The organism is Luteibacter sp. GL_149, assembly GCF_057834065.1.
In genome coordinates, this window is record NZ_CM174395.1 from 1572830 (window position 1) to 1591905 (window position 19076).

At 61.1% G+C, this 19076-nt stretch carries 21 protein-coding genes; 5 read left to right on the forward strand and 16 right to left on the reverse strand.

All coding sequences use genetic code 11. The annotated features are described in order from the left end of the window. Window positions 1-32 precede the first annotated feature (32 nt). The 7 genes from AC3IR3_RS07065 to AC3IR3_RS07095 form a co-directional block, all read right to left on the reverse strand. Entirely contained in the window at window positions 33-794 is a 762-nt protein-coding gene (locus tag AC3IR3_RS07065; RefSeq protein ID WP_489196227.1) for an HvfC/BufC family peptide modification chaperone, read from the reverse strand. Beyond that, on the reverse strand, window positions 791-1627 hold the full coding sequence (bufB, locus tag AC3IR3_RS07070) for an MNIO family bufferin maturase (protein WP_489196228.1): 837 nt from the start codon (window positions 1625-1627) through the stop codon (window positions 791-793). Before bufB (AC3IR3_RS07070) ends, AC3IR3_RS07065 begins: the two co-directional genes overlap by 4 nt. Before the next feature lie 53 nt (window positions 1628-1680). Beyond that, complete coding sequence (gene bufA2 / locus AC3IR3_RS07075; RefSeq protein ID WP_489196229.1) at window positions 1681-1956, reverse strand: BufA2 family periplasmic bufferin-type metallophore; 276 nt, start codon at window positions 1954-1956, stop codon at window positions 1681-1683. A gap of 90 nt (window positions 1957-2046) precedes the next feature. Continuing rightward, window positions 2047-2514, reverse strand: a complete 468-nt coding sequence (locus tag AC3IR3_RS07080; protein ID WP_489196230.1) for a DoxX family protein — start codon at window positions 2512-2514, stop codon at window positions 2047-2049. A 14-nt stretch (window positions 2515-2528) separates the two neighbouring features. Beyond that, window positions 2529-3281: an HvfC/BufC family peptide modification chaperone gene (locus tag AC3IR3_RS07085; RefSeq protein ID WP_489196231.1), complete on the reverse strand. Its 753-nt coding sequence runs from the start codon at window positions 3279-3281 to the stop codon at window positions 2529-2531. Next, window positions 3278-4114, reverse strand: coding sequence for an MNIO family bufferin maturase (bufB, locus tag AC3IR3_RS07090; protein WP_489196232.1), 837 nt, complete (start codon window positions 4112-4114; stop codon window positions 3278-3280). The genes AC3IR3_RS07085 and bufB (AC3IR3_RS07090) overlap by 4 nt, the downstream gene beginning before the upstream one ends. A 55-nt stretch (window positions 4115-4169) precedes the next feature. Next, a complete protein-coding gene (locus tag AC3IR3_RS07095) occupies window positions 4170-4454 on the reverse strand; it encodes a BufA1 family periplasmic bufferin-type metallophore (RefSeq protein WP_489196233.1) in 285 nt (94 codons plus the stop codon). A 200-nt stretch (window positions 4455-4654) separates the two neighbouring features. On the opposite strand from AC3IR3_RS07095, the gene AC3IR3_RS07100 reads away from it, so the two are divergent. From AC3IR3_RS07100 to AC3IR3_RS07120, 5 genes are all read left to right on the forward strand, one after another. Continuing rightward, the gene (locus AC3IR3_RS07100; protein WP_489196234.1) at window positions 4655-5296 is read left to right on the forward strand and encodes a DUF1109 domain-containing protein; all 642 of its coding nucleotides are present in this window, start codon (window positions 4655-4657) and stop codon (window positions 5294-5296) included. A gap of 70 nt (window positions 5297-5366) precedes the next feature. Further along, the gene (locus AC3IR3_RS07105; RefSeq protein WP_489196235.1) at window positions 5367-5939 is read left to right on the forward strand and encodes a sigma-70 family RNA polymerase sigma factor; all 573 of its coding nucleotides are present in this window, start codon (window positions 5367-5369) and stop codon (window positions 5937-5939) included. Further along, complete coding sequence (locus tag AC3IR3_RS07110; RefSeq protein WP_489196236.1) at window positions 5936-6577, forward strand: NrsF family protein; 642 nt, start codon at window positions 5936-5938, stop codon at window positions 6575-6577. Before AC3IR3_RS07105 ends, AC3IR3_RS07110 begins: the two co-directional genes overlap by 4 nt. Before the next feature lie 106 nt (window positions 6578-6683). After that, window positions 6684-7193 (forward strand): hypothetical protein, encoded by a 510-nt coding sequence (locus tag AC3IR3_RS07115; protein WP_489196237.1) that lies wholly within the window; start codon window positions 6684-6686, stop codon window positions 7191-7193. 32 nt (window positions 7194-7225) lie between these two features. Then, on the forward strand, window positions 7226-9046 hold the full coding sequence (locus AC3IR3_RS07120) for an XVIPCD domain-containing protein (protein WP_489196238.1): 1821 nt from the start codon (window positions 7226-7228) through the stop codon (window positions 9044-9046). 48 nt (window positions 9047-9094) lie between these two features. On the opposite strand, the gene AC3IR3_RS07125 is transcribed toward AC3IR3_RS07120, so the two are convergent. From AC3IR3_RS07125 to AC3IR3_RS07165, 9 genes are all read right to left on the reverse strand, one after another. Next, window positions 9095-10780, reverse strand: a complete 1686-nt coding sequence (locus AC3IR3_RS07125; RefSeq protein WP_489196239.1) for a type IV secretory system conjugative DNA transfer family protein — start codon at window positions 10778-10780, stop codon at window positions 9095-9097. Window positions 10781-10886: 106 nt separating this feature from the next. Further along, window positions 10887-11210: a hypothetical protein gene (locus AC3IR3_RS07130; protein ID WP_489196240.1), complete on the reverse strand. Its 324-nt coding sequence runs from the start codon at window positions 11208-11210 to the stop codon at window positions 10887-10889. A gap of 84 nt (window positions 11211-11294) precedes the next feature. After that, a complete protein-coding gene (locus AC3IR3_RS07135; RefSeq protein WP_489196241.1) occupies window positions 11295-12854 on the reverse strand; it encodes an XVIPCD domain-containing protein in 1560 nt (519 codons plus the stop codon). After that, window positions 12851-13369 carry a hypothetical protein gene (locus tag AC3IR3_RS07140; RefSeq protein ID WP_489196242.1) on the reverse strand — a complete coding sequence of 173 codons (519 nt, stop codon included), beginning with the start codon at window positions 13367-13369 and terminating at the stop codon, window positions 12851-12853. The genes AC3IR3_RS07135 and AC3IR3_RS07140 overlap by 4 nt, the downstream gene beginning before the upstream one ends. 131 nt (window positions 13370-13500) lie before the next feature. After that, entirely contained in the window at window positions 13501-14631 is a 1131-nt protein-coding gene (locus tag AC3IR3_RS07145) for an XVIPCD domain-containing protein (protein WP_489196243.1), read from the reverse strand. Between the two features lie 11 nt (window positions 14632-14642). Beyond that, on the reverse strand, window positions 14643-15134 hold the full coding sequence (locus AC3IR3_RS07150) for a hypothetical protein (protein WP_489196244.1): 492 nt from the start codon (window positions 15132-15134) through the stop codon (window positions 14643-14645). 130 nt (window positions 15135-15264) lie between these two features. Then, the gene (locus AC3IR3_RS07155; protein ID WP_489196245.1) at window positions 15265-16596 is read right to left on the reverse strand and encodes an XVIPCD domain-containing protein; all 1332 of its coding nucleotides are present in this window, start codon (window positions 16594-16596) and stop codon (window positions 15265-15267) included. 87 nt (window positions 16597-16683) lie between these two features. Then, complete coding sequence (locus AC3IR3_RS07160; RefSeq protein ID WP_489196246.1) at window positions 16684-17700, reverse strand: lysozyme inhibitor LprI family protein; 1017 nt, start codon at window positions 17698-17700, stop codon at window positions 16684-16686. Window positions 17701-17769: 69 nt separating this feature from the next. Beyond that, window positions 17770-19062: an XVIPCD domain-containing protein gene (locus AC3IR3_RS07165; RefSeq protein ID WP_489196247.1), complete on the reverse strand. Its 1293-nt coding sequence runs from the start codon at window positions 19060-19062 to the stop codon at window positions 17770-17772. Window positions 19063-19076 lie beyond the last annotated feature (14 nt).

The window sequence follows — 19076 nt, forward strand, 5'->3', positions numbered from 1 at the left end:
CCGTCCGGGGCGGCCCGGGTTACCGGAACCCGCTATCGGGGCGGGCCGGGCGCGTGTACGTGTGCGATCAGTCCGTCGGCAAGCCAGTCGCGCAGGAGGGGGCCAGCGATGTCCAGCGCGGTATCGTTGCCAAAGCGGTCGGTCAGCCAACGGCATATCTCGCCAAAGCTGGCGCCCGCCATGGCCAGGTCGAGGCAGGCGGTTTCCATGGGCAACATGCTGGCGAAACGGGTCGACATGCCATCGCGCCAGACGCGCACGGCACCGGGGACGTCGAACGATACGGCGACCTGCGAATATATGTCGTCCGCGATGGTCCGCCAGATCGCCACGGCATCCGTGCGCAGCGTCCGGAAGCGTAGCGTAGGCACGAAGCCGAACGTCGCATGTTCCCAATCGATGGCCGCCAGGCTGGCGGTCTGGACGGGGAGTGCGTCCGGACCGGTGAAAGCGCGACGCAAATGCCAGTCCAGCCACGCCAGTTCGGCGACGTCCGGGGCATCGGGATACAGGATATCCAGGTGTTCCCCGAACCGGGCGCCGTAGGCATCGAGGCTCCATGCCGAGGGCACGTCGTTTTTCACGAAAGTGTTGGCGGCGTCGTCGAACGAGCTATCGCCGATCCACGCATGGGTTTTTTCGTAGGTGTTGCGCAGGCATGCGATCAGTTGTGAGCGGTAGGCGTGAATGTATATATGCATTCCCGCGCGTGTTGCCCCGTCGGGGCCCTGCGTCGCGTCGGCGGCATCGCGCAGTTGCGCGGCGAAGGCGCGTTGCAGTTCGGACAGCGTCATGCCGCGTGCTTTTGCGAATGGCGGACGTGCAGGAGACGCGCCATGTCGAGTTCGGCGAGCAACTCGCCGAGCGGGGGAATCCGGTCGTCGCGTTCGATCATCGTGGCGACGTCGCCCATCAGATGGGACGCCTGTCCGTACAGTTCCCAGACACCATGCGGTACCGGCATGTCGTGCGTGTCGATAAGCATGTTCTGTCCTTTGCTATGGCCGGCCAGATGAACTTGCCGCACGCGGTTCATCGGCAGGTCGCGCAGCCACGTGGCCATGTCCAGTCCATGGTTGGTGGCACTGACATAGATATTGTTTACATCCAGCAGCAGATAGCAGTCTGTGCGCGCGCACACGGCGGCGATGAATTCGGGTTCGCTGAGTTGCGATCCGGCGAAGCCGACATACGTCGATGGATTTTCGAGGAGGATCGATCGTCCAAGGATGTCCTGGGTGCGATCGATGTTGTCGCATACGATCCGTAGCGCTTCTTCGGTATAAGGAAGTGGCAGGAGATCATGCGAGTTGAAGTTATCGACGCCTGTCCAGCAAAGGTGGTCGGATAGCCAGAGGGGTTGCACGCGATCGGCTAGCACGCGAAGGCGCTTGACGTAGTCGATATCGACACCGTTCGTCGAGCCGATATTCAGCGACACGCCGTGCAAAGCGATGGGGTAGTCCGCACGCACGCGGTCGAGGATATCCAGTGGCTTACCGCCGTCGACCATGAAGTTTTCCGAGATGACCTCGACGAAATCGACGGGCTGGGGCGTGGCGAGGAACGGATCGTAGTGCACCGGTCGTAAACCGATACCGAAGCCATGGAACGGGGCGATGCTCATGGATTACTCCTTAACGGAAAGCCCGGCCAGCGACGCTGGCCAGGCTCGCGCGATCAGTGGGCCGGCGGGGTGGTGCTGCCGCCCTGTGCGGTGCATTCGTTCACCGTTACCGCCTTGAAACCCTGGCCCTTGCAGCTGTTCTGGCCCTTGCACTCGTTGCTTCCCGTCTTGCAGTCCGAGGTGCCTTTGCAACTGTTGATGCCATAGCAATGCACGGCCTTGGCATCGGTTTTTGCACCATCGGCCTGTGCGGGTGCCGAGATGCTGACTGCCGAGACGGCGAAGATGGCGGCGGCTGCGGCGAGGCTGCTGTTCGAAAGATTGGACATCGTGTACTCCTTAGCTTAAGGGTTTGCCTGATTGGCAGAAGGTAGTTCGTGGGTAGGGAGCGATCGGTTACGGCATTTCGAAAAATAATGTCAGCGAATACCGACGACCCGATCCAGAGATGCAACGCCACCGCCGCGTGCCACCAGGTACAGCAGCAGAGCGGCCCACGAAAGATGAGTCGGCCATGCGGCGGGGTAAACGAATAATTCGATGACAACGGTCATGCCGAGCAGCGCCAGCGCGGATAGCCGGGTGCACAGGCCAAGTACCAGCAGCATCGGCACGAATGTCTCGGCGTATGTCGCCATGTGCGCAGCGATGTCCGGTGGTATCAGAGGAATTTTGTATTCATCCTGGAACAGCTGGTACGTACCGTCGGTAATGGTCAGGAAACCATCGACTTTCGTTCGACCGGACTGAAAGAAAATAGCGGCGATCGACAATCGCGAAAGGAGCGCGAGGAACGAGTGGCCGACCATGCCATGGACGCGATCGACGATAGCGTCGTAGCGGACTTTCAGCGGCATGGAACGGGGTGCAACGGTAGATGTGTTCATATCGGCTCCGGTGGTCACGCGGGAACGGCAGCAAAGGCGCCAGCTGCGAGTAAGGGGATCAGGTGAGACTCGAGGGTCGCGTGGGGATGCGCCGCCATGACGAAGTCGGTGGCGGCGGAAAGGTTGCGACCGGTATGGAATGCATCGAGCAGCGTGCATGTGGCACGTTCGACCTGCATGGTGCGGACGCGGCCGTTGACGCGCACGATCAACGTATCCTCCGCCTTCCATTCCAGATTTCCGTCTACGACGGTTCCGGTGCGGCTGGCTTGCCATATCGTGTGTATGGGGAGGTCCGACGTGTGCCAGCGCGTGGCCGGATGCAGATGAGGATGCCACCGGCCAAGCTCGGTGGGCGATAGCGGCGATAGCGCTTCGGATGGCAGCGGCATGACATCCGCAGCGACGTACGCTTCGGTCCACAGGCGATCCAGCGAAGCCACGCCTGCCAGGTATGGCAGTGCGTGTATCGACTCGAAGCGCGCGAGAAAGTCGGGAAAAGTGCGTCCGTAGTAAAGCAGTCGTGCATCGTCGGGCGGGCACGCGTTGACGTAATCGGCGGCGGCGCTACGGAACCAGTCCCGGCCGACAAGGCATACGACGGCGGGGAAATTCGCCTCGAGTGCATCGATGCAACCGCGCCTCGTTGTGTTGCGATAAATCGCGAAAGCGGGCTGGGCGACGAGCGACGCGACGGCCGTGCCTGTGGGGTCGCCGCGTAAAGCCGCGGAAAAATCGTCCTGAAATGCGGCGAGCGATGACGTCACGCGTACTCTCCCGTGGCATCGAGTATCGATTGCGCGACGTTTCGTTCGTCGAGAAGGTCGGCGAAATCGGGCAGATTGCCATCGCGCTCGATCAGGGTAGGGCGGGAGCCGAATCGCGCCGTGGCATAACGGTAAAGATCCCAGACGGCAACCGATACCGGCGAGTCATGGGAGTCGATCAGTAACGTCGTGCTCGGGTCGGCATCGTCGCTATGACCGGCGAGGTGGATTTCCGTCACCGCATGGCCCGGGAAGGCGTCGATGAATGCATTCGCATCGAAGCCAAGGTTATGCGCACTGATATGTACGTTGTTGATATCCAGAAGAAGGGTGCAACCGCTGCGTGAGGTCAGTTCGGCCAGGAAGTCGGTTTCGCTCCAGTCGTGACCGGCGATCCGCAGGTAGTGCGTGGGATTTTCGACGGCAATGCTGCGACGGAGAGCGTCCTGCGTACGCATGACGTTGTCGACGATACGCGTCAATGCCGCGTGACTGCGCGGAAACGGCAGCAAGTCGGGCGCGTAGGCGCCCCTCCAGGTGGACCAGGCCAGATGTTCGGAAACCATCGCGGGATTGATTCTCCGGACGAGATCCGCGAGTCGCAGGAGCTGTCCCGGATCGGGACGCACGTCGGCGGCGAGCGATAGCGAAACGCCGTGCAACGACAACGGATGGCTGTCTGCGATAGCTTCGAGTGCGGCCAGGCGTGGGCCGCCTTCGACGAGGTAATTTTCGGGATGTACCTCGAACCATATGCCCGGTGCGGTGCAGCGGATCGCGGCATCGAAGTGTTCGGGTTTGAGACCGAGCCCGGCCATAAGCGTCGTATTCATTGGTACTCCCACCGTGGAGCGGGGACGCCGGCGTTTGCCGGCGTCCATCGCATCGTCAGCTGCGAACTTCGGTCAACGAACCCATACCCTTGGGTGTCTTGATCGAGGTGCAGGTGCCGGCCGGTACGTTCTTCCACGCGTTGGCCTGGTAGTCGGATTTCGACGTTCCGGCACAGGTGGTGCCCGCGCCGGCTGAGCAGTCGTTGTGGCCAGCCTTGGCTACGCCCCAGCATTTCTCGACAGTCGGCTTCTTCGCGTCGCCGCCGTTATCGGCCTGGGCAACACCCGACACCAGAGCGGCAAGGGTGAAAACGAGGGTGGACATGTGACGAGCGTTCATGGCTATTCCTTGGATTGGGATGTCGTTGTGGGAGACCGGATGCGACGAGGGTCCGCTTAGCCGGTCTGACGACTAATTCGCCACGAACGAGGTTGCGGTTACACCGCGGAAGAAAAAATTCCCCGGCGACCGTGTAACCGGGTGGCCGGTCCGGACGAATTACCGGTAATTGCCGAGATTGGCGCCGCCGTGCTTTCCCGATGAAAACGCAGGACCTGATTGCGGCGCTCGCCACACATGTTCAGCCGGTCGATCGTCACGCCGTTGCCCGACGGCTGCTCTGGTCTGTCGTGACGGGAGGCGGGGCCGCCACGGGTCTGGTGCTTTACGCCGGCGGCCTGCGCGATGACATACAGGCGGCGGTCGAATCGCCGCGGTTCTGGATAAAAGCCTCCTTTCCCGCGGCAGTGGCACTGGCGGCCCTGATGCTGACGGGCCGGCTCGCTCGTCCCGGTGCACGAACGCGTAACGGTTGGATCATGCTCGCCCTGCCGCTCGTGACGGTGTGGTGCGCGGCCGGCCACGCGGTCGCGGTAGCGCCGCCGGCCCTGCGGATGCCGTTAATCCTCGGCGATACCTGGCGGGTCTGCACGTTCAATATCCTGGTATTGTCGCTGCCGACGTTTATCTCGACGTTCTGGGCCATGCGCGGCCTTGCACCGACGAAACTGCGTCTTTCCGGTGCAGGCGCCGGAGCGTTCGCCGGCGCGCAGGCGGTGCTTGCTTACACGTTATACTGCGCCGAGATGGCCACACCATTCTGGGCCACCTGGTACGTGCTGGGCATGCTGATCCCGGCAGTGTTCGGCGCATGGATCGGGCCGAGATTATTGCGATGGTGAGCACGATGCACATGGATAGAACGTCGTTGTCCGATGTTTTTTTGATGTCTCCGTCGTGTCGACGTCAGGCATGAGTCGTCACTTCTCCCCATCCGGCGCGTCCGCCGCCGAAATGGAACTGAAGCAGCGTTTCCTCGCGGGCCTTGGCGGCGATGCCGTGCAGTATCGTTTGTTCCTCGATGGTCTGAGCGGTCATATGCGCTCGTTCCTCCGGCGACGATTGCCGCGCGCGCTCGACGATGTGGAAGACATCCTGCAAGAGACCCTGTTGGCCGTGCACAACGCCAGACATACCTACCGCGACGATCAGCCATTGACGGCGTGGCTTCATGCGATCGCCCGTTACAAGCTCATGGATTTCTTCCGTGCCCATTCCCGGCGAGAGGCCTTGCACGATCCCATCGACGACGACGAGAGCATCTTCGTCGATTCCGATGTCGAGCCGGCGGATGCGCGGCGCGACGTCAAACGTCTTCTGGAATCTCTGCCCGATCGCCATCGTCTGCCCATCGTCTGCGTCAAACTCGAAGGGCTTTCCGTCGCCGAGACGGCGCAGCGGACCGGCTTATCCGAATCCGCAGTTAAAATCGGCGTGCATCGCGGGTTGAAGGCACTGGCAGCCAGTATTCGAGGTAGTGCATGAACACAGACGACCTGATTGCCATGCTCGCAACGGACTCGCCAGCCGTCGACCGTGCTGCGCCGTCGCACCGTTTCGCTACCGCCTTGCTGATCGGTATCGCTGGCGCCGGGGTTCTGATGACCGTCGGGCTGGGCATTCGTCCGGACTTCGCGGAAGCAGCGCGGACGGCGATGTTCTGGCTGCGAATGATTTTCGCCATGGCGATGGCAGGGGGCGCGTTGCTGCTCATGACACGGCTTTCGCGGCCGGGCGTGCGCGTAAGGCATGCATGGACCTCATTGGCCACGCCGGTAGTGCTTGTTTGGGTGTTGGCCGGTATTGCGTTGATGCAAGCGCCGGACGACACGCGTGTTGCTCTGGTGCTGGGTCAGACGTGGCGGGTATGTCCATTGTTGATCGGCATGCTTTCCGTGCCGGGCTTGCTTGCCAACTTATGGGCTGTTCGCGGCATGGCCCCGGTAAGACCGGGATGGGCGGGTGCCGCCGCCGGCCTGCTCGCGGGCGCGACGGCCACGATGGCGTACTGCATGCATTGCCCCGAAATGGCGCCCCCGTTCTGGGCCGTCTGGTATGTATCGGGGATGCTGTTGCCTGCGGCGGTCGGTGCGCTGCTGGGAGCGCGAGTACTCCGCTGGTAATGCATTGCGGGAAGGCAATCCCGGACCACGCTCACGTTTTCCTTCGAAGTGCCGATGATATGCTCCGCGCACGGGGTTCCAGGATATTGGTTTCCAAGGAGTTTTCATGTTCGACATGCGAAGTCGTACGCGGCTGCGTCTGCCTCGGGGAGTTTTTGTCCTCGGCGTTCTGGCGACAGCACAGGTTTTTTGCATCGCAAGCGCAACCGATGCCAGCGCCACGAAGCCGTTCGGCGGCAACTGGGGCTATAAGCAGACATGCGGGCAGGGCCATTCGGCCACCGTGACGCTGACCCAGACCGGCAATGACGTGACGGGAGACTGGACCGACGGCACACGCGTCAGCGGGACGGACGGTTCCCTCAAAGGCAGTATCCGCGACGGCAAGCTCTTCGTGCGCTATTGCGGCGGGGACGAGCAGGCCGGCTACGCGGTGTGCCCAAAATACGAGGCCAACGAGAGCGATTACTTCGTCCGCCAGGGTTCCGATCTGGTCTGGTACCAGATGATCGGCAAGAAGGGCGAAAACGCCTTCCGCAAGTACGTCGTGCTGCATCCCGTCGTGAAGGGCAAGCCCCTTCCCGTCGACACGCATTGCGCCGCGGATACGAACTGACCACCGACCCCTGAGTACGAAGGAAGACTCCCATGCCAGGTTTAACGGATAACGAAGCAAAGGCCGTCGCGTACTTCGCCATCGGCGTGAGTTCCGAAGGTGCGGACCAGGCGTATCGCCTGAGCTTCGCCGGAAACACGACGCGCGACGCCCACGGAAATGTCCAGCTTCACCCGGTCGCCGCCAGTGGCTATTCGATCGGCACATTACAGAGCGATCTCGGCCAGAGCGGCGGCGCGGTCGCCACCCAGCTCGTCGACTCGTACCAGACCTGGGCGCATACCGCGCATCCGGACTGGGCGCTCAGCGCCGCGCAGCGAACGCAGACCATCGCCGACTTCAGTCGCAACGGCCATCAGATCAATGCCGATCACGGCCGCGATATCGACCCGTCGGTCAAGTCGCATATGAACGAATTCCTCGCCAGCAACGACGGCGTGACGTTCGTGCATAACCGAGACGTGCAGCAGGTGGACAAGCTGATGACCGATGTCGTCACGCCTCTGCGTGGCAGCCAGCTCTATCAGAACGCTTCCGCGGACGACCAGGCGCGCCTGATCGCCATCAGCGCCAAGGCATACAACCAGAGCGAGCGCTGGGGACAGCGGATCGTCAATAACGTCGGTAACGGGACTTACCACAGTGTCGCCGACGTGAGCGGTGCCATCGACCAGTTCCCGGACTATATGCAGAGTGGCCGCGACGCCGCGCTGCGTGGTGCCGACCTGTTCAACACGATGCAGCACTCCACCGCGAACAGCTCGATGCACGCACCGTGGCAGAACGTGGTGGCCAACCCGCTGGTCAATCCGACCCAGTTGAGTGCCGATACCGCGCATCCGCACCTGGGGCAGGAATATCGCGTCGTGAAAGATGCCTTCGTCGATCCGACGCATGGCAAGCAGTTGGTGAACGCTCTCGAAGCCGGCGGTTCCTATGCGAAGACGGCCAACGGGCGAGGCTTCTATGCCGAAGGCCGCGATTTCGTCGAGTGGGACAAAGCCGGGCACGGCCGTGCCTTCGTCGGCGGACAGTGGAGCGATGTGTCCCGCAGCGATATTTCGACCGTCGCCAATCGCGACCATACGCTCGATCTGAACATCCGGCGTAACGGTGCCGATGAGCGGTTACTGCATGTCACTCATCCGGGGGCGGTCACGCGTAACCATCCTGTCGCGGCGAGTCATGCATCGACGGATCACGTGCAGCGTCCGGGTTCGCTGCGCGAACACGATCACGGGCCCGAGGTACACGCTTTGCAGACTCAAATGGCTCAGCTCGGTTTGCAGGGTGCCAATGGTCGCCCCATTACGCCGGACAGCGATTTCGGTGGGAATACGAAGTCGGCGGTGGAGGCATTCCAGCGCAGCCAGAATCTGCACGTCGACGGTATTGCCGGAGCGCAGACGCTCGAAGCTCTGAATCGCGCGACGCAACAGCAGGCCGCCGCGCAAGCACCGGCTACCCTCACCGATGCGGCGCATCCCGGCAACGCGATGTATCAGCAGGCGCTGGGCGCGGTCCACCGCGTGGACGCGGAACAGGGACGTGCGCCGGATCAGCGCAGCCACAATCTCGCCGCGGCGTTGGCTGTCGCCGGCCACGGTCAGGGGCTGAACCGGATCGATCACGTCGTACTCAGTGACGATGCGACCCGCGCATTCGCTGTGCAGGGCGATATGAACTCGCCGTTCAAGCGGTACACCGAGGTCAACGTGGGACAGGCGGTAGGCACGCCCATCGCGCAAAGCAGTGCCGAATGGCAGCGCAATCCGCAGCAACCCCAGCCGGTCCAGACCGCGCCGCAACCGCAACAAACCCAGCAGGCCGATCAGCCCTCGATGCACCGCTGACGCTATAACCGGACCTTCGGACAATCGTCCGGAGGTCCGGTTATAGCCTCAAACAGCCAAACGCGGAATGTCTACCTTAGGCATAAGGCGCGAAGTGAAATACCGATCCTGGTAATAACGAATCTTGTCGCACTTCACCGGGTGCGGAATACCTTCGTACAGGAACACTTCCTTGTCGGTCCCCATGGCCTTCAGCTCCTGCGGCAACATCAGGGCGCGCTTCTCTTCCGACTCACTACGGGAAACATCGCCACGGTTGCGTCCGCGCGTGACGTTTTCCTTGCGTACGGTGGTATAGCCGAGCATGTCCGAATAATCGTTTGCATCCTGCTGTTCACGCGGCGCGAAGACAATCTGCAAAGCATGATTGGTGATTACCGTGCGAGAGACATCCTTGCCATAGGTCGCATCGAGCTGGGCCATGCTCTGGATGATCGGCAGCAGACGGATGTTGTAGCCAGCCATGTACGACACCGCGGAAGCGATGATCTCTACCTTGCCGATCGACGTGAATTCGTCCATCAGCAGCAGGCATTGATGCTTCAGCGCCGGGTTGTTCTGCGGCAGCTCCTTGGTATTCAGATTGATCAGCTGACTGAAGAACAGATTGACGATCAGGCGGCTCTCGGCCAGTTTGTTGGGCTGGATACCGATATAGATGGTCATCCGCTTGCGCCGCACGTCGGTGAGCAGGAAGTCGTCGTCGCTGGTCGCCGCATCCAGCACCGGATTGATCCACGCGTTCAGCGGCTCCTTGAACGTGCCGAGAATCGACGCGAAGGTTTCGTTTGCCTGTGACAACAGGTTGGCGAAAGCCGATTGCGCGTTGCCGCTGAGGAAGGTCTGCTGGGCCAGCCACTGATAGAGCTGACGAAGGTCGGTACCGTCGCCGGAGGACAGGCGATAGATCGTGCCGAGCGTCGGTTTGTTCCGAAGCTGCAACGGCACGCCGCGTTTCTCGTCGTCGTCCCACTTTTCGAACAAATACAACGCAAACGCCATGAATGCATTACGCGCCTGACTGACCCAGAATTTCTGGTCGTCGGCGCCATCCGGATAAAGCATCGACGCAATGCTCATCAGATCGGACACGCGGAAAGCGGGATCGCTGGACACATAGCTCAACGGATTCCAGCGATGGCTGCGACGATCCTCGGCGAACGGATTGAACAGGTAAATCTCCTGTCCCTGACTGGCTCGCCAGCCGCTGGTCAGCTCGAAGTTCTCCTGCTTGATATCCAGCACCACGATCGATTCCTGGTAATCGAGCAGGTTCGGGATCACCACGCCGACACCCTTGCCCGAGCGCGTCGGCGCGGCAAGGATCACGAATTGCTGCCCACTCAGCCGGACCAGGTCGCCTTTGAACTTGCCGACCAGAATGCCGTTCTTCGACGACTTGAGCATGCCTTGCTTTCTCAGGTCGCCCGCCCGCGCGAAGCGGGCATCGCCATGCATGGACTGCTTCTTCGTCCGGTACATGAAGTACAGCACGACTACCCATGCCAGCAGCGGTACGGTAAAGCCGACGATGCCGGCAACGTGGATGCGCATCGCATACCGCTGCACCTGCGGCAGGTCCAGCGAGCGCACGTACTGCCAGTAGGTATCCCACGCCAGTGGCACGTTGCTGAGTTTGAGGAACAGCTGTATCAGATAGCCGGACAGGTACTCGCCCGCTACCAGGGCGACCAACGCGAGTCCGGCCGCCCAATATCCCCTGGTCTTGCTCATGCCATCTATCCTGGTACTTGTGTTGTTGCAGGGCCTGCACCCTGAGTGGCTCTGGAGGCCATCTGAGCAACGTTATCGCGCCGTGCGTGGCAACGTATGGCGCCGCTCAGTGTTCGTGTGGAGATGCTTCCGGGCGTCCGCCGCCCTTCCAGCCGCCGCTGGTTATGGCCTGGGGACAAATCGATACATATTCGCTGAGCGCCTTTCTGTCGTCGCCCGTCCAAGGTCTTCCATATTTATTAGGCTCGTTACATGCCCCTGTATACATCCACTGTCCCGTGTGGGGAGGAATAGGTATCCAGCACGGAGCAAATATTTTCTGGCCTTTCGTGCAGAACAAAAAAGGATCGTCATCGCGAAAGCTAAAGTGTTGTTGGGCGCTGACCGCTCCGGTAACGAACAAGCCAGCCAATATGATCCAGCCTTTCATATGAATTCCTTCGCATTTCAGTCAAAGGGAAAACGGTTGTCTGGAAGCAGGATGTCGGCCATAGCCACCTGCCAGATTTTCGAGCTATATCCCGGGAGATGGACCTGCTTTCTGCACTGACTGTTGTTGCAATTCCTGCTGCTGCGCCTGGGCTAGTTGTTTCTGCGCCGCAAGTTGTTCCCAGTTAACACTGCTGCGTTCGATCGATGTCGCCATCGCCTCTTGCGTCGGCACATCCACGATGCGCTTCAACGGCGAGTTCAGCTCACCTTGCACGGCATAGGTACGAGCGGCATCGTCGCTAAGCTCGGCATGGTCGATCCGGGTCAGGCCGTCGCGTCGCGCGGCAACGGTGAGCGACGCCGCAAGATTGTCGCTGCGCTGGTCGGGAGTGCGCTGGTGCGCCGTGTCCAGCGCATGCACCGCCCCGCGAGCCTGCTGGTAAAGCGGGTGATCCGGGTGTCCGGTCTGGTCCAGACGAACGGGAGCGGGAGTCGCAGGCTTGTCGTCGAACCACGAGCCCGGATGACTCAGCGTGTCCCACGCCTGCGAGGCTTTCTCGCTGATCGCGTGCCCGGCGGCATGAAGACCCTCCGAGATATCCTTGCCCACGTGGCTGATGGTGTCTCCGACCTCATGGGCAACATGCAGCGCCGCATTTCCGACGGCTTGCGCGTCCTCGACGACTTCCTTGCGAACGTGATCGATCGTCTGTCCGACCTCCCGGGCGACATGCTGGGCTGCGTGCTCAACGGCATGAACGCCTTCTTCTACCTTTTCGACCACGGCATGGCCCACGCCGTATGCTGTCTCGCCGATAGCCTTCGGTATTTCCCAGCCAGCGGAAAGGCCCTTGCGAATGTCCTGCACGTCGTTCCGGTAACGGTCGACCATCCCTTCGTGCGCGAGGTAGCGTGCCTGGCTTTCAGGATTGATGATGCTCTGACCGAGCAATTTGCTCTCGGGCACGAAGTTGTCGATGGCATGCGCGCCGAAGTCGATCGCCTTGACCGGGTTGCGCAGGCTCAGCACGCCGCTGTCGTCGCGATAGCCGGCCTTGGATAAGGTGTCGATATCCTGCTGCGCCGCGTAGATGCGTACTTCGCCGAAATGCGGGCTGGCCGCGCTGACTACGTCGCCCGCACGAACATGGTCGATTACCTGATGACCACCCTCCGGCACGCCGTGCAGCAAACCTGCCGCGCCGTAGGCGTTGAAGGTCTCGCCCTTCAGTCCGAATTTGGCGGCGCTGATTTCAGCCAGCGTGCCGCCGAGGGAATGACCGGTGACGGTGATATTCGGCGAACGATCGTTGAGCTCGGCTTCCTGCTTTGCCTTGTCGATCACGCGCTGTGTGAAGGCGACGGCATCGGGTGCCTGGGCATTCACGCCGGTGAGTACCATGCCTGCATCGACGCCACCGTCGTGCACCGGCTCGCGATCGAACTCCGTGCCGCGATAAGCAATGATGACTTCATTGGTGTCGAGCCGGAGATAGGCGGTGGCCTGAAATCCTGTGTGCGGATTGTTCGCGTTGTCGATGGCTTTATAGGCCACGCCGCCAAGCTCGATGCGCTTGTCGAGCACCGGGTCGTGGTACGAGTCCTGTGCAAGCAACGCGTAGTCGGTTGAGCTGAGAGTCATTTAAGTTTCTCCTCAGCCTTCATCGAGATCGAAAACGTATCGTCCGGATTCTTGAAGTCGGTGCGTTTCGCGTTCCCGGAATTGATCAGGTCCATATCGGCGGCGAAATAGGAACGCTTCGAGAAGTAGCGGGTGTCTGTCTTCCCGGCCAACAGGTTGTCGTGGAACAGGGAGCCGCTGAAACCCATCTTCTGGACATAGACATCCACGCCGGCGGCTACGACGGACCAATGGCATACGCCCATGCCGAAGTAGTCCTCGTCCTGCAGCAGGTCCACAAAGACGGTGCCTTTGTAGATATGGTCGCTTGTGCGGGTCAGTTCGAGGGGGACGCGTTTTTCCGGTGCAACGGTGGCGCCGGTGATTGGTGTCAGCGGTACGCAGCGATCATTGCTCACCTTGTAGTCGACGGATCCTTCGATACGATCGAACGGACCCGGCGCGTCATCGATCGTCACGGTGATCTCGTAACGCATCTTCGGGTTCGGGTTCTGCTTGATGTCGGGCTTTTTCATGGTTGCGCCATATGCGGAAGGGGTCAGGGCCAAAAGCACGGCCAGCAAGGACGTCAGGCGTCGGGGTGTGACGGCCGGCCCCGTGCTGATTTCTCGTGTGCGCACCGAATAGTGATGGGTCATTGCTTCTCCTACATGCCCGGCGTGGGAGTGAGGGGCCGTGGGAGCGGCGGCTGCAATTCCTGACCTTGCGCGGCCTGGCCTTGCTTCGACATCACCTGTTGCCAGGCTTCGCTACTCTTTTCGATGGGAGTGGCGACCGCTTGCTGGGTTTCGACTTCGGCAACCCGCTTGAGCGGGGAGTTGAAATCGCCCTGTACGGCGAACGTCCGGCTGGCATCCGGATTGAGCACGGCGTGGTCGACCCGGTTCATGCCTTCGCGGCGAGCCGCTACGGTAAGTGCCGCAGCAAGATTGTCGCTGTGCTGATCGGGGGGGCGCCGGTGTTCCGAATCCAGACGATGCACAGCATGACGGGCTTGCTGATATAGCGCGTGGTCGGGATGCGATGCGGCATCGAGGCGAGGCAGGGTAGACGCCTCTTTCGGATGGTGCATAGCTTCCAGCGTCTTCGGCCCGGCAACGCCATCAGCCTTCAATCCATTGGCGTGCTGGAAAGCTTCCAGTGCTTCCTTCGTGTGCTTTCCGAAATGGCCGTCAGCGTGTAATGCCTTCCCCTTTTTGTCGGCATAGCCACGCGCGTTCAACGTTTCCTGCAGTGCATGCACGTCGGTGCCTTGCATACCCGCACGGAGCATTTCATGGGCTCCGGACGACGAAGTCGGATGCGAGAGCGTGGTGCCAGCGCGATCCGCCGAATGCTGGACCGATCTTTGATTCCAGAATTCCTCGGGGTTGACCGGTTGACCGTGGCTGTCCTTCATCTGGTAATGCACATGTTGTGCGTACTGGGTAGCTCCATCGGGACCGCGCCCACCCATCTGTCCGATGTCATCGCCAGCGGACAGCCGCTGGCCGACCACGACCGATTGCGACTGGGTATGCAGAATCTCGTGACTATTGCCGTCGGCATCCCGGATCTTGATCGTGCCGTACTGGCCGCCAACAAAAGTGACCTCGCCGGATACCGGTGAATGTATGGTCGGATGGGTCAGGTTGAGTCCGGCCTGGCCACCTTCGTAGTTGAAGTCGGAGCCGCCGTGCGGACCTTTTGCCCGATGCTCTCCATAGTGACCTGTAATGTGCGCCGAACGGTTGCCCCGATGGGGCAGTATGACGTTCATGACATCTTCGTATGGCATGGCAATCGTCCTCAGAGCGAATCGTCTTTGATGCGATACAACTGCCAGCAGCCGTCGTTTCTGAAAAAGAACGACATCTGATAGTCCGTGTCTTCTTTGACCAGTTTCACGCGCGCTTCTCCTGGAGCCACCATCGTCCGACTGAACTTCAATCCATCGTGGGATTGCTGCTGTATGTCCGGCATCAGTGGGAAGTGGAGATCGGCCCTGCTCAGCATCTTCGTTACCGGTTTCGGTTCCGGCTCGGCGTTGGCATCGACGGAGTCGCTTTGCAAAGGCTGCGTCACGAAAGCCTTCTGAATGTCGACATCGTTAGCGAATGCCGTCAGGAATTGGTCGAAATCTTGTGCGGGACAGGTGGGTGCATTTGCCTGCGGGGCAGCATTTGCCGCAACGGAGGCGCTTCGTGCCGACGAGTCCCGGCCGGAGGGTGCCGGTACGGGTGCCTTGTCGCATGCGCTGAGGAACAGCACAAACAGGCAAGCAATCTGAACACTTTTCATGTGAACTCCCATCGCGGTGCTGACTGAAGCGAACCGCGTTTCATGCGATACATGGATTTCTCCATGGCTTGATCGACCAGAAGCGATTCGATGACGACCGGCGGGGGTGGCCCGCCGGTCGTCGTCCGAACTACATACTGTGCGCGGGGTTTGTCGGCTGCTGCACCTGTCGCTGCTGCTCCCGGTCTTGAGAGGGCTGCGCAGAGGGCTCCTTCTGGGCCAACGCGGCGCTGCTCTTCTCGACCGACGTGGTGATCGCCTGCTGGGTCTGCACATCCGCTACGCGCTTCAACGGCGAGTTCAGGTCTCCCTGCACCGCATAGGCGCGACTCGCGTCGTCGCTGAGCGATACATGGTCGATCTTGCTCATCCCTTCGCGCCGCGCCGCCACGGTAAGTGCCGCGGCCAGGTTGTCGCTTTGCTGATCGGGTGCGCGATGGTGCTGGGCGTCGAGACGATGCACGGCATGGCGGGCCTGCTCGTAAAGCGCGTGATCCGGGTGGGCGACGTTGTCCAGGCGTAAGGGGGCGTGAGCCTGCGGGGCAGGGGTGTGCTCGCGGTTGGCAGCGGCGAGTTGCTGCTGGTGCGCGACGGCTTCCAGTGTTTTCGGCCCGGCCACGCCATCGACCTTCAGGTGGTGGTCGCGCTGGAACGCCTCCAGGGTGGATTGGGTCGCGGGACCGAAATCGCCATCGGCGTGCAGGGTTTTCTTGTGGGCGTCGGTATAGCCGAGCTGACCGAGATCCGACTGCAGCTTGCGCACGGCTTCGCCATCCGCGCCTTGCTTGAGCGGCGTGCCCGGCGCCGCATGCTGGGGGGTGTCGTGGGAGCGCTGCGGATGCGTCTGCGCGGGAAGTTCGGCGACGCCCTTGGACAGGCGCTCCATCACTTCCGGCGTGAGCTTCTTCTCCCAGTCGGCGAAGCGCTCGCGACGATCTTCCAGACCGTTGTACTTGCCGTTGACAGCCTTGGTCGCGGCCTTCACATCTTCGCGTGCGGCTTCCGGGACGCGGTTCTCCCAGTACCACACGGCGATTTTCGACGCGGTTTTTGGCTCGGCGGCGAGTTCCGGGTGTTTGACCAGATCGACACCGAGCGTTTCGCCCGCGGCGCGGTAATTGTCTTTTCCCGTCAGCTGGATATAGCCGCGGCCGTGATACTTGTAACCGTCGCCGGGCTGATCGTTTCCGTTGCGGCCGCCGTACATCAGTTCGGCCAAATGCTCGGGCTTACCCTGCAAGGCTTCCTTGCGCGCGGCTTCCAGTTTTTCCGGACCCTGGCGCCATGCGGATTCGACCGGGATCTGCGATATCCCCTTGGTATAACGGAAACCCTCTTCGAGACGGTTCAGTCCATTCGATTCGTGGGTGACCTGGGCCATGAAATTGGCCAGTTCCCTGGGTGACTTGATGCCGGCTGCCGCAGCCTCCGACAATACTTGCGCTTCACGATCAATCGCCATGTGTAACTCCTGTTTGACTTTCCACTACGTGTCGGCGTCGCTCCGTGCTCGCCATGTTGCCCCGCCAGTCCGGGCGGAAATCGGATATCAGGGGAGTTCGACTTCGGGTAGGTGAGAGGGGTCGAAGTCCTTAAAGGTCACCGTACCCAGCTCCTTTGCCGTCAGCTCCAGCTGCTTCTTCTTGCCTGTCTCGCGGTCTTCCACCCGACGCACGACTTTCGCGACGAGCCAATCGTTCTTCTCGGCGGAATACCTGAAGGTGTATTCGTCAGCCCAGTGCTCGCGACCGCCACCGCCATTGACGACGGTGAACTGGCCCGGTTCCAGTCGCGTATAGCCGAATGGATCGCCCGCGACGCCGCCGCAGCTGGCGCAGGGAACGATGCGGTCGTTGTGGGCGAACTTCTGCAACTGGCCAGCTGCGTCGCGTACGAGCAGGACCACATCGCGCGCGGGACCTTCGCCCAGCTTTTCGTTGCCGTTGTTCGGCGGGTCCAACACCAGCACAGCATCGGCTCGTCCGTCGCCATTGAGGTCGCCGGTCTGGGAATCGAGAATCTTTGCACCGCCTGTCGCGAACGCTTTCAGGTCATCCATCTTGCTTCCTTTTTCCTGTGCGGCGCCGGGTGACGTGGCGGCGCCAGTCGCTCCCGCGGTCACCGGCTGACGGGCGTATGGATTGGTCGATGCGGAAGCCGAGCCCGGCAGCATCGCTTCAAGTTCATCGGCCCTGGCCGCAGTCTTCGTTAACGTACATACATTCGTGTTGGCGTTCTGCGGCGTACTTCCCACCGCGGCCTGACCGCCACAGGCTTTTTCCTTGGCTACCACCCAGGCTCTTTCCTCGTCGCGCAGGGCCGTTTTCTTCGCCGGCGCAAGCTGCGACTGCAGCTTGCGGTAGGCGGCATTCAGGCGGCCGTCCTGATAGGTGAATTCGGTACTCGCACAGGCCTGCGTATCGGCGGAACTATGTGCCGCGGCGGTGCACTGGAGATACGAGTCGCGCAGATGCGGCGCTTGGGCGGGTGTCGTTCCCGCGAATGCAGGCACGATGGATGCCATGCCGCAAAGGGACAACGCAATGATGTATGGGGAGTACTTCATGGGAAGACTATTTCCTTATGAGCAGCTTGTTCGTGCCAGTGACTTCGGGGACAACGGCGTGGTCGCACATCACCTCTGCATTCCGGGCGCTTGCTGCTCTGGCGTGAGACCTGGCGATTGCGCATGGAACTGATGTTGTTGTTGCGTCTGTGTCGGAGCCTGCGTCTGTTGGTTCCAGATCGCGCTGCTCTGCACAAGAGACGTATTCATGCCCCGGACGGTCCCCACATCGGCGTACTGCTTGAATGGGGACTGCATGTCGCCCTGCACGGCAAATGTCTTGCTGGCATCGTCGCTCAACAGGACATGGTCGACGCGATGCATGCCGGCGCCCCGCGCGGCTACCGTCAGCGCGCCAGCCAGATTATCGCTGTGTTGATTCGGGGCGCGGCAATGTTCCGCATCCAGCCGATGCACGCCGTCTCGCGCTTGCTGGAATAAGGGATAGTCGGGGTGCGTCGGATGGTCGAGACGCGGCGTGGCGGCTGTAACGTCACGCTGCTGCCGCATCTCGTTAAGCGCATTCAGTGTCTTCGGGCCGGCGATGCCATCGGCCGTCAGGTTATGGGCGCGCTGGAAGTCTTCTACGGCTGCCCGGGTGTTGGCTCCGAAGTGTGCATCGGCGCGCAAGGGATCGCCATTGGCATCCCTATGGCCCAGTTCGCTCAGTTGGTTCTGCAATTCGTGGACAGCGGGGCCGTGGGCGCCTTGCTTGAGCACGTTGTCGGCCATTGCGATATGGGCTGACTGCTGATCGGTTTGCTGGTGCGTCGCATTGCGAGCAACTTGCGGTTCGACGACTTGGGGAGAGACAGGAGCAACATTTCCTTTCGCCCAGCCTTCGGCCCGGCTGACACCGTCTGTGAGGGCCAACTTCTCGTCATCGGACATGTTCCCGATTATGTGGTCACGAAGATCTACGCCCTGGCGGTCACCCTCGGCGTAAATGGTTCTTAGCTGGGCGTCATGATGGGTGCTTCCGCTGTAGTCAGCCGTCGAGTACGACTTGACCATTTCGGCCACTGTCTTGGCTCCCATGCCTTCGACCAATAGTTTCAGTTGGGCAGTGCGTCCGGCCTCGTGGCTCTCGAATACGGCATTACCCCATTGATCGAGTGCCACGATACCGTCGTATTTTCTCTGCGCCGATTCAAGTGCTTGTTCTTTTGTGCGTTTGGAATGAACCGTTCTGTCTGCACTGTCCGCATACACGAATTTGAGGTTTCCGGGATTGTTGTTGCGCCACGCTACCGTGCCACCGGACGCCTGCAAATGAGAGCCGTCGGCCATTTCGTAAATGCGCGTCGTCCCTTCGGCTTTGACCAACCGAGAGACCTTCTTGTCGGATAGAACATCATCCATCTTTGTCCTCCTTG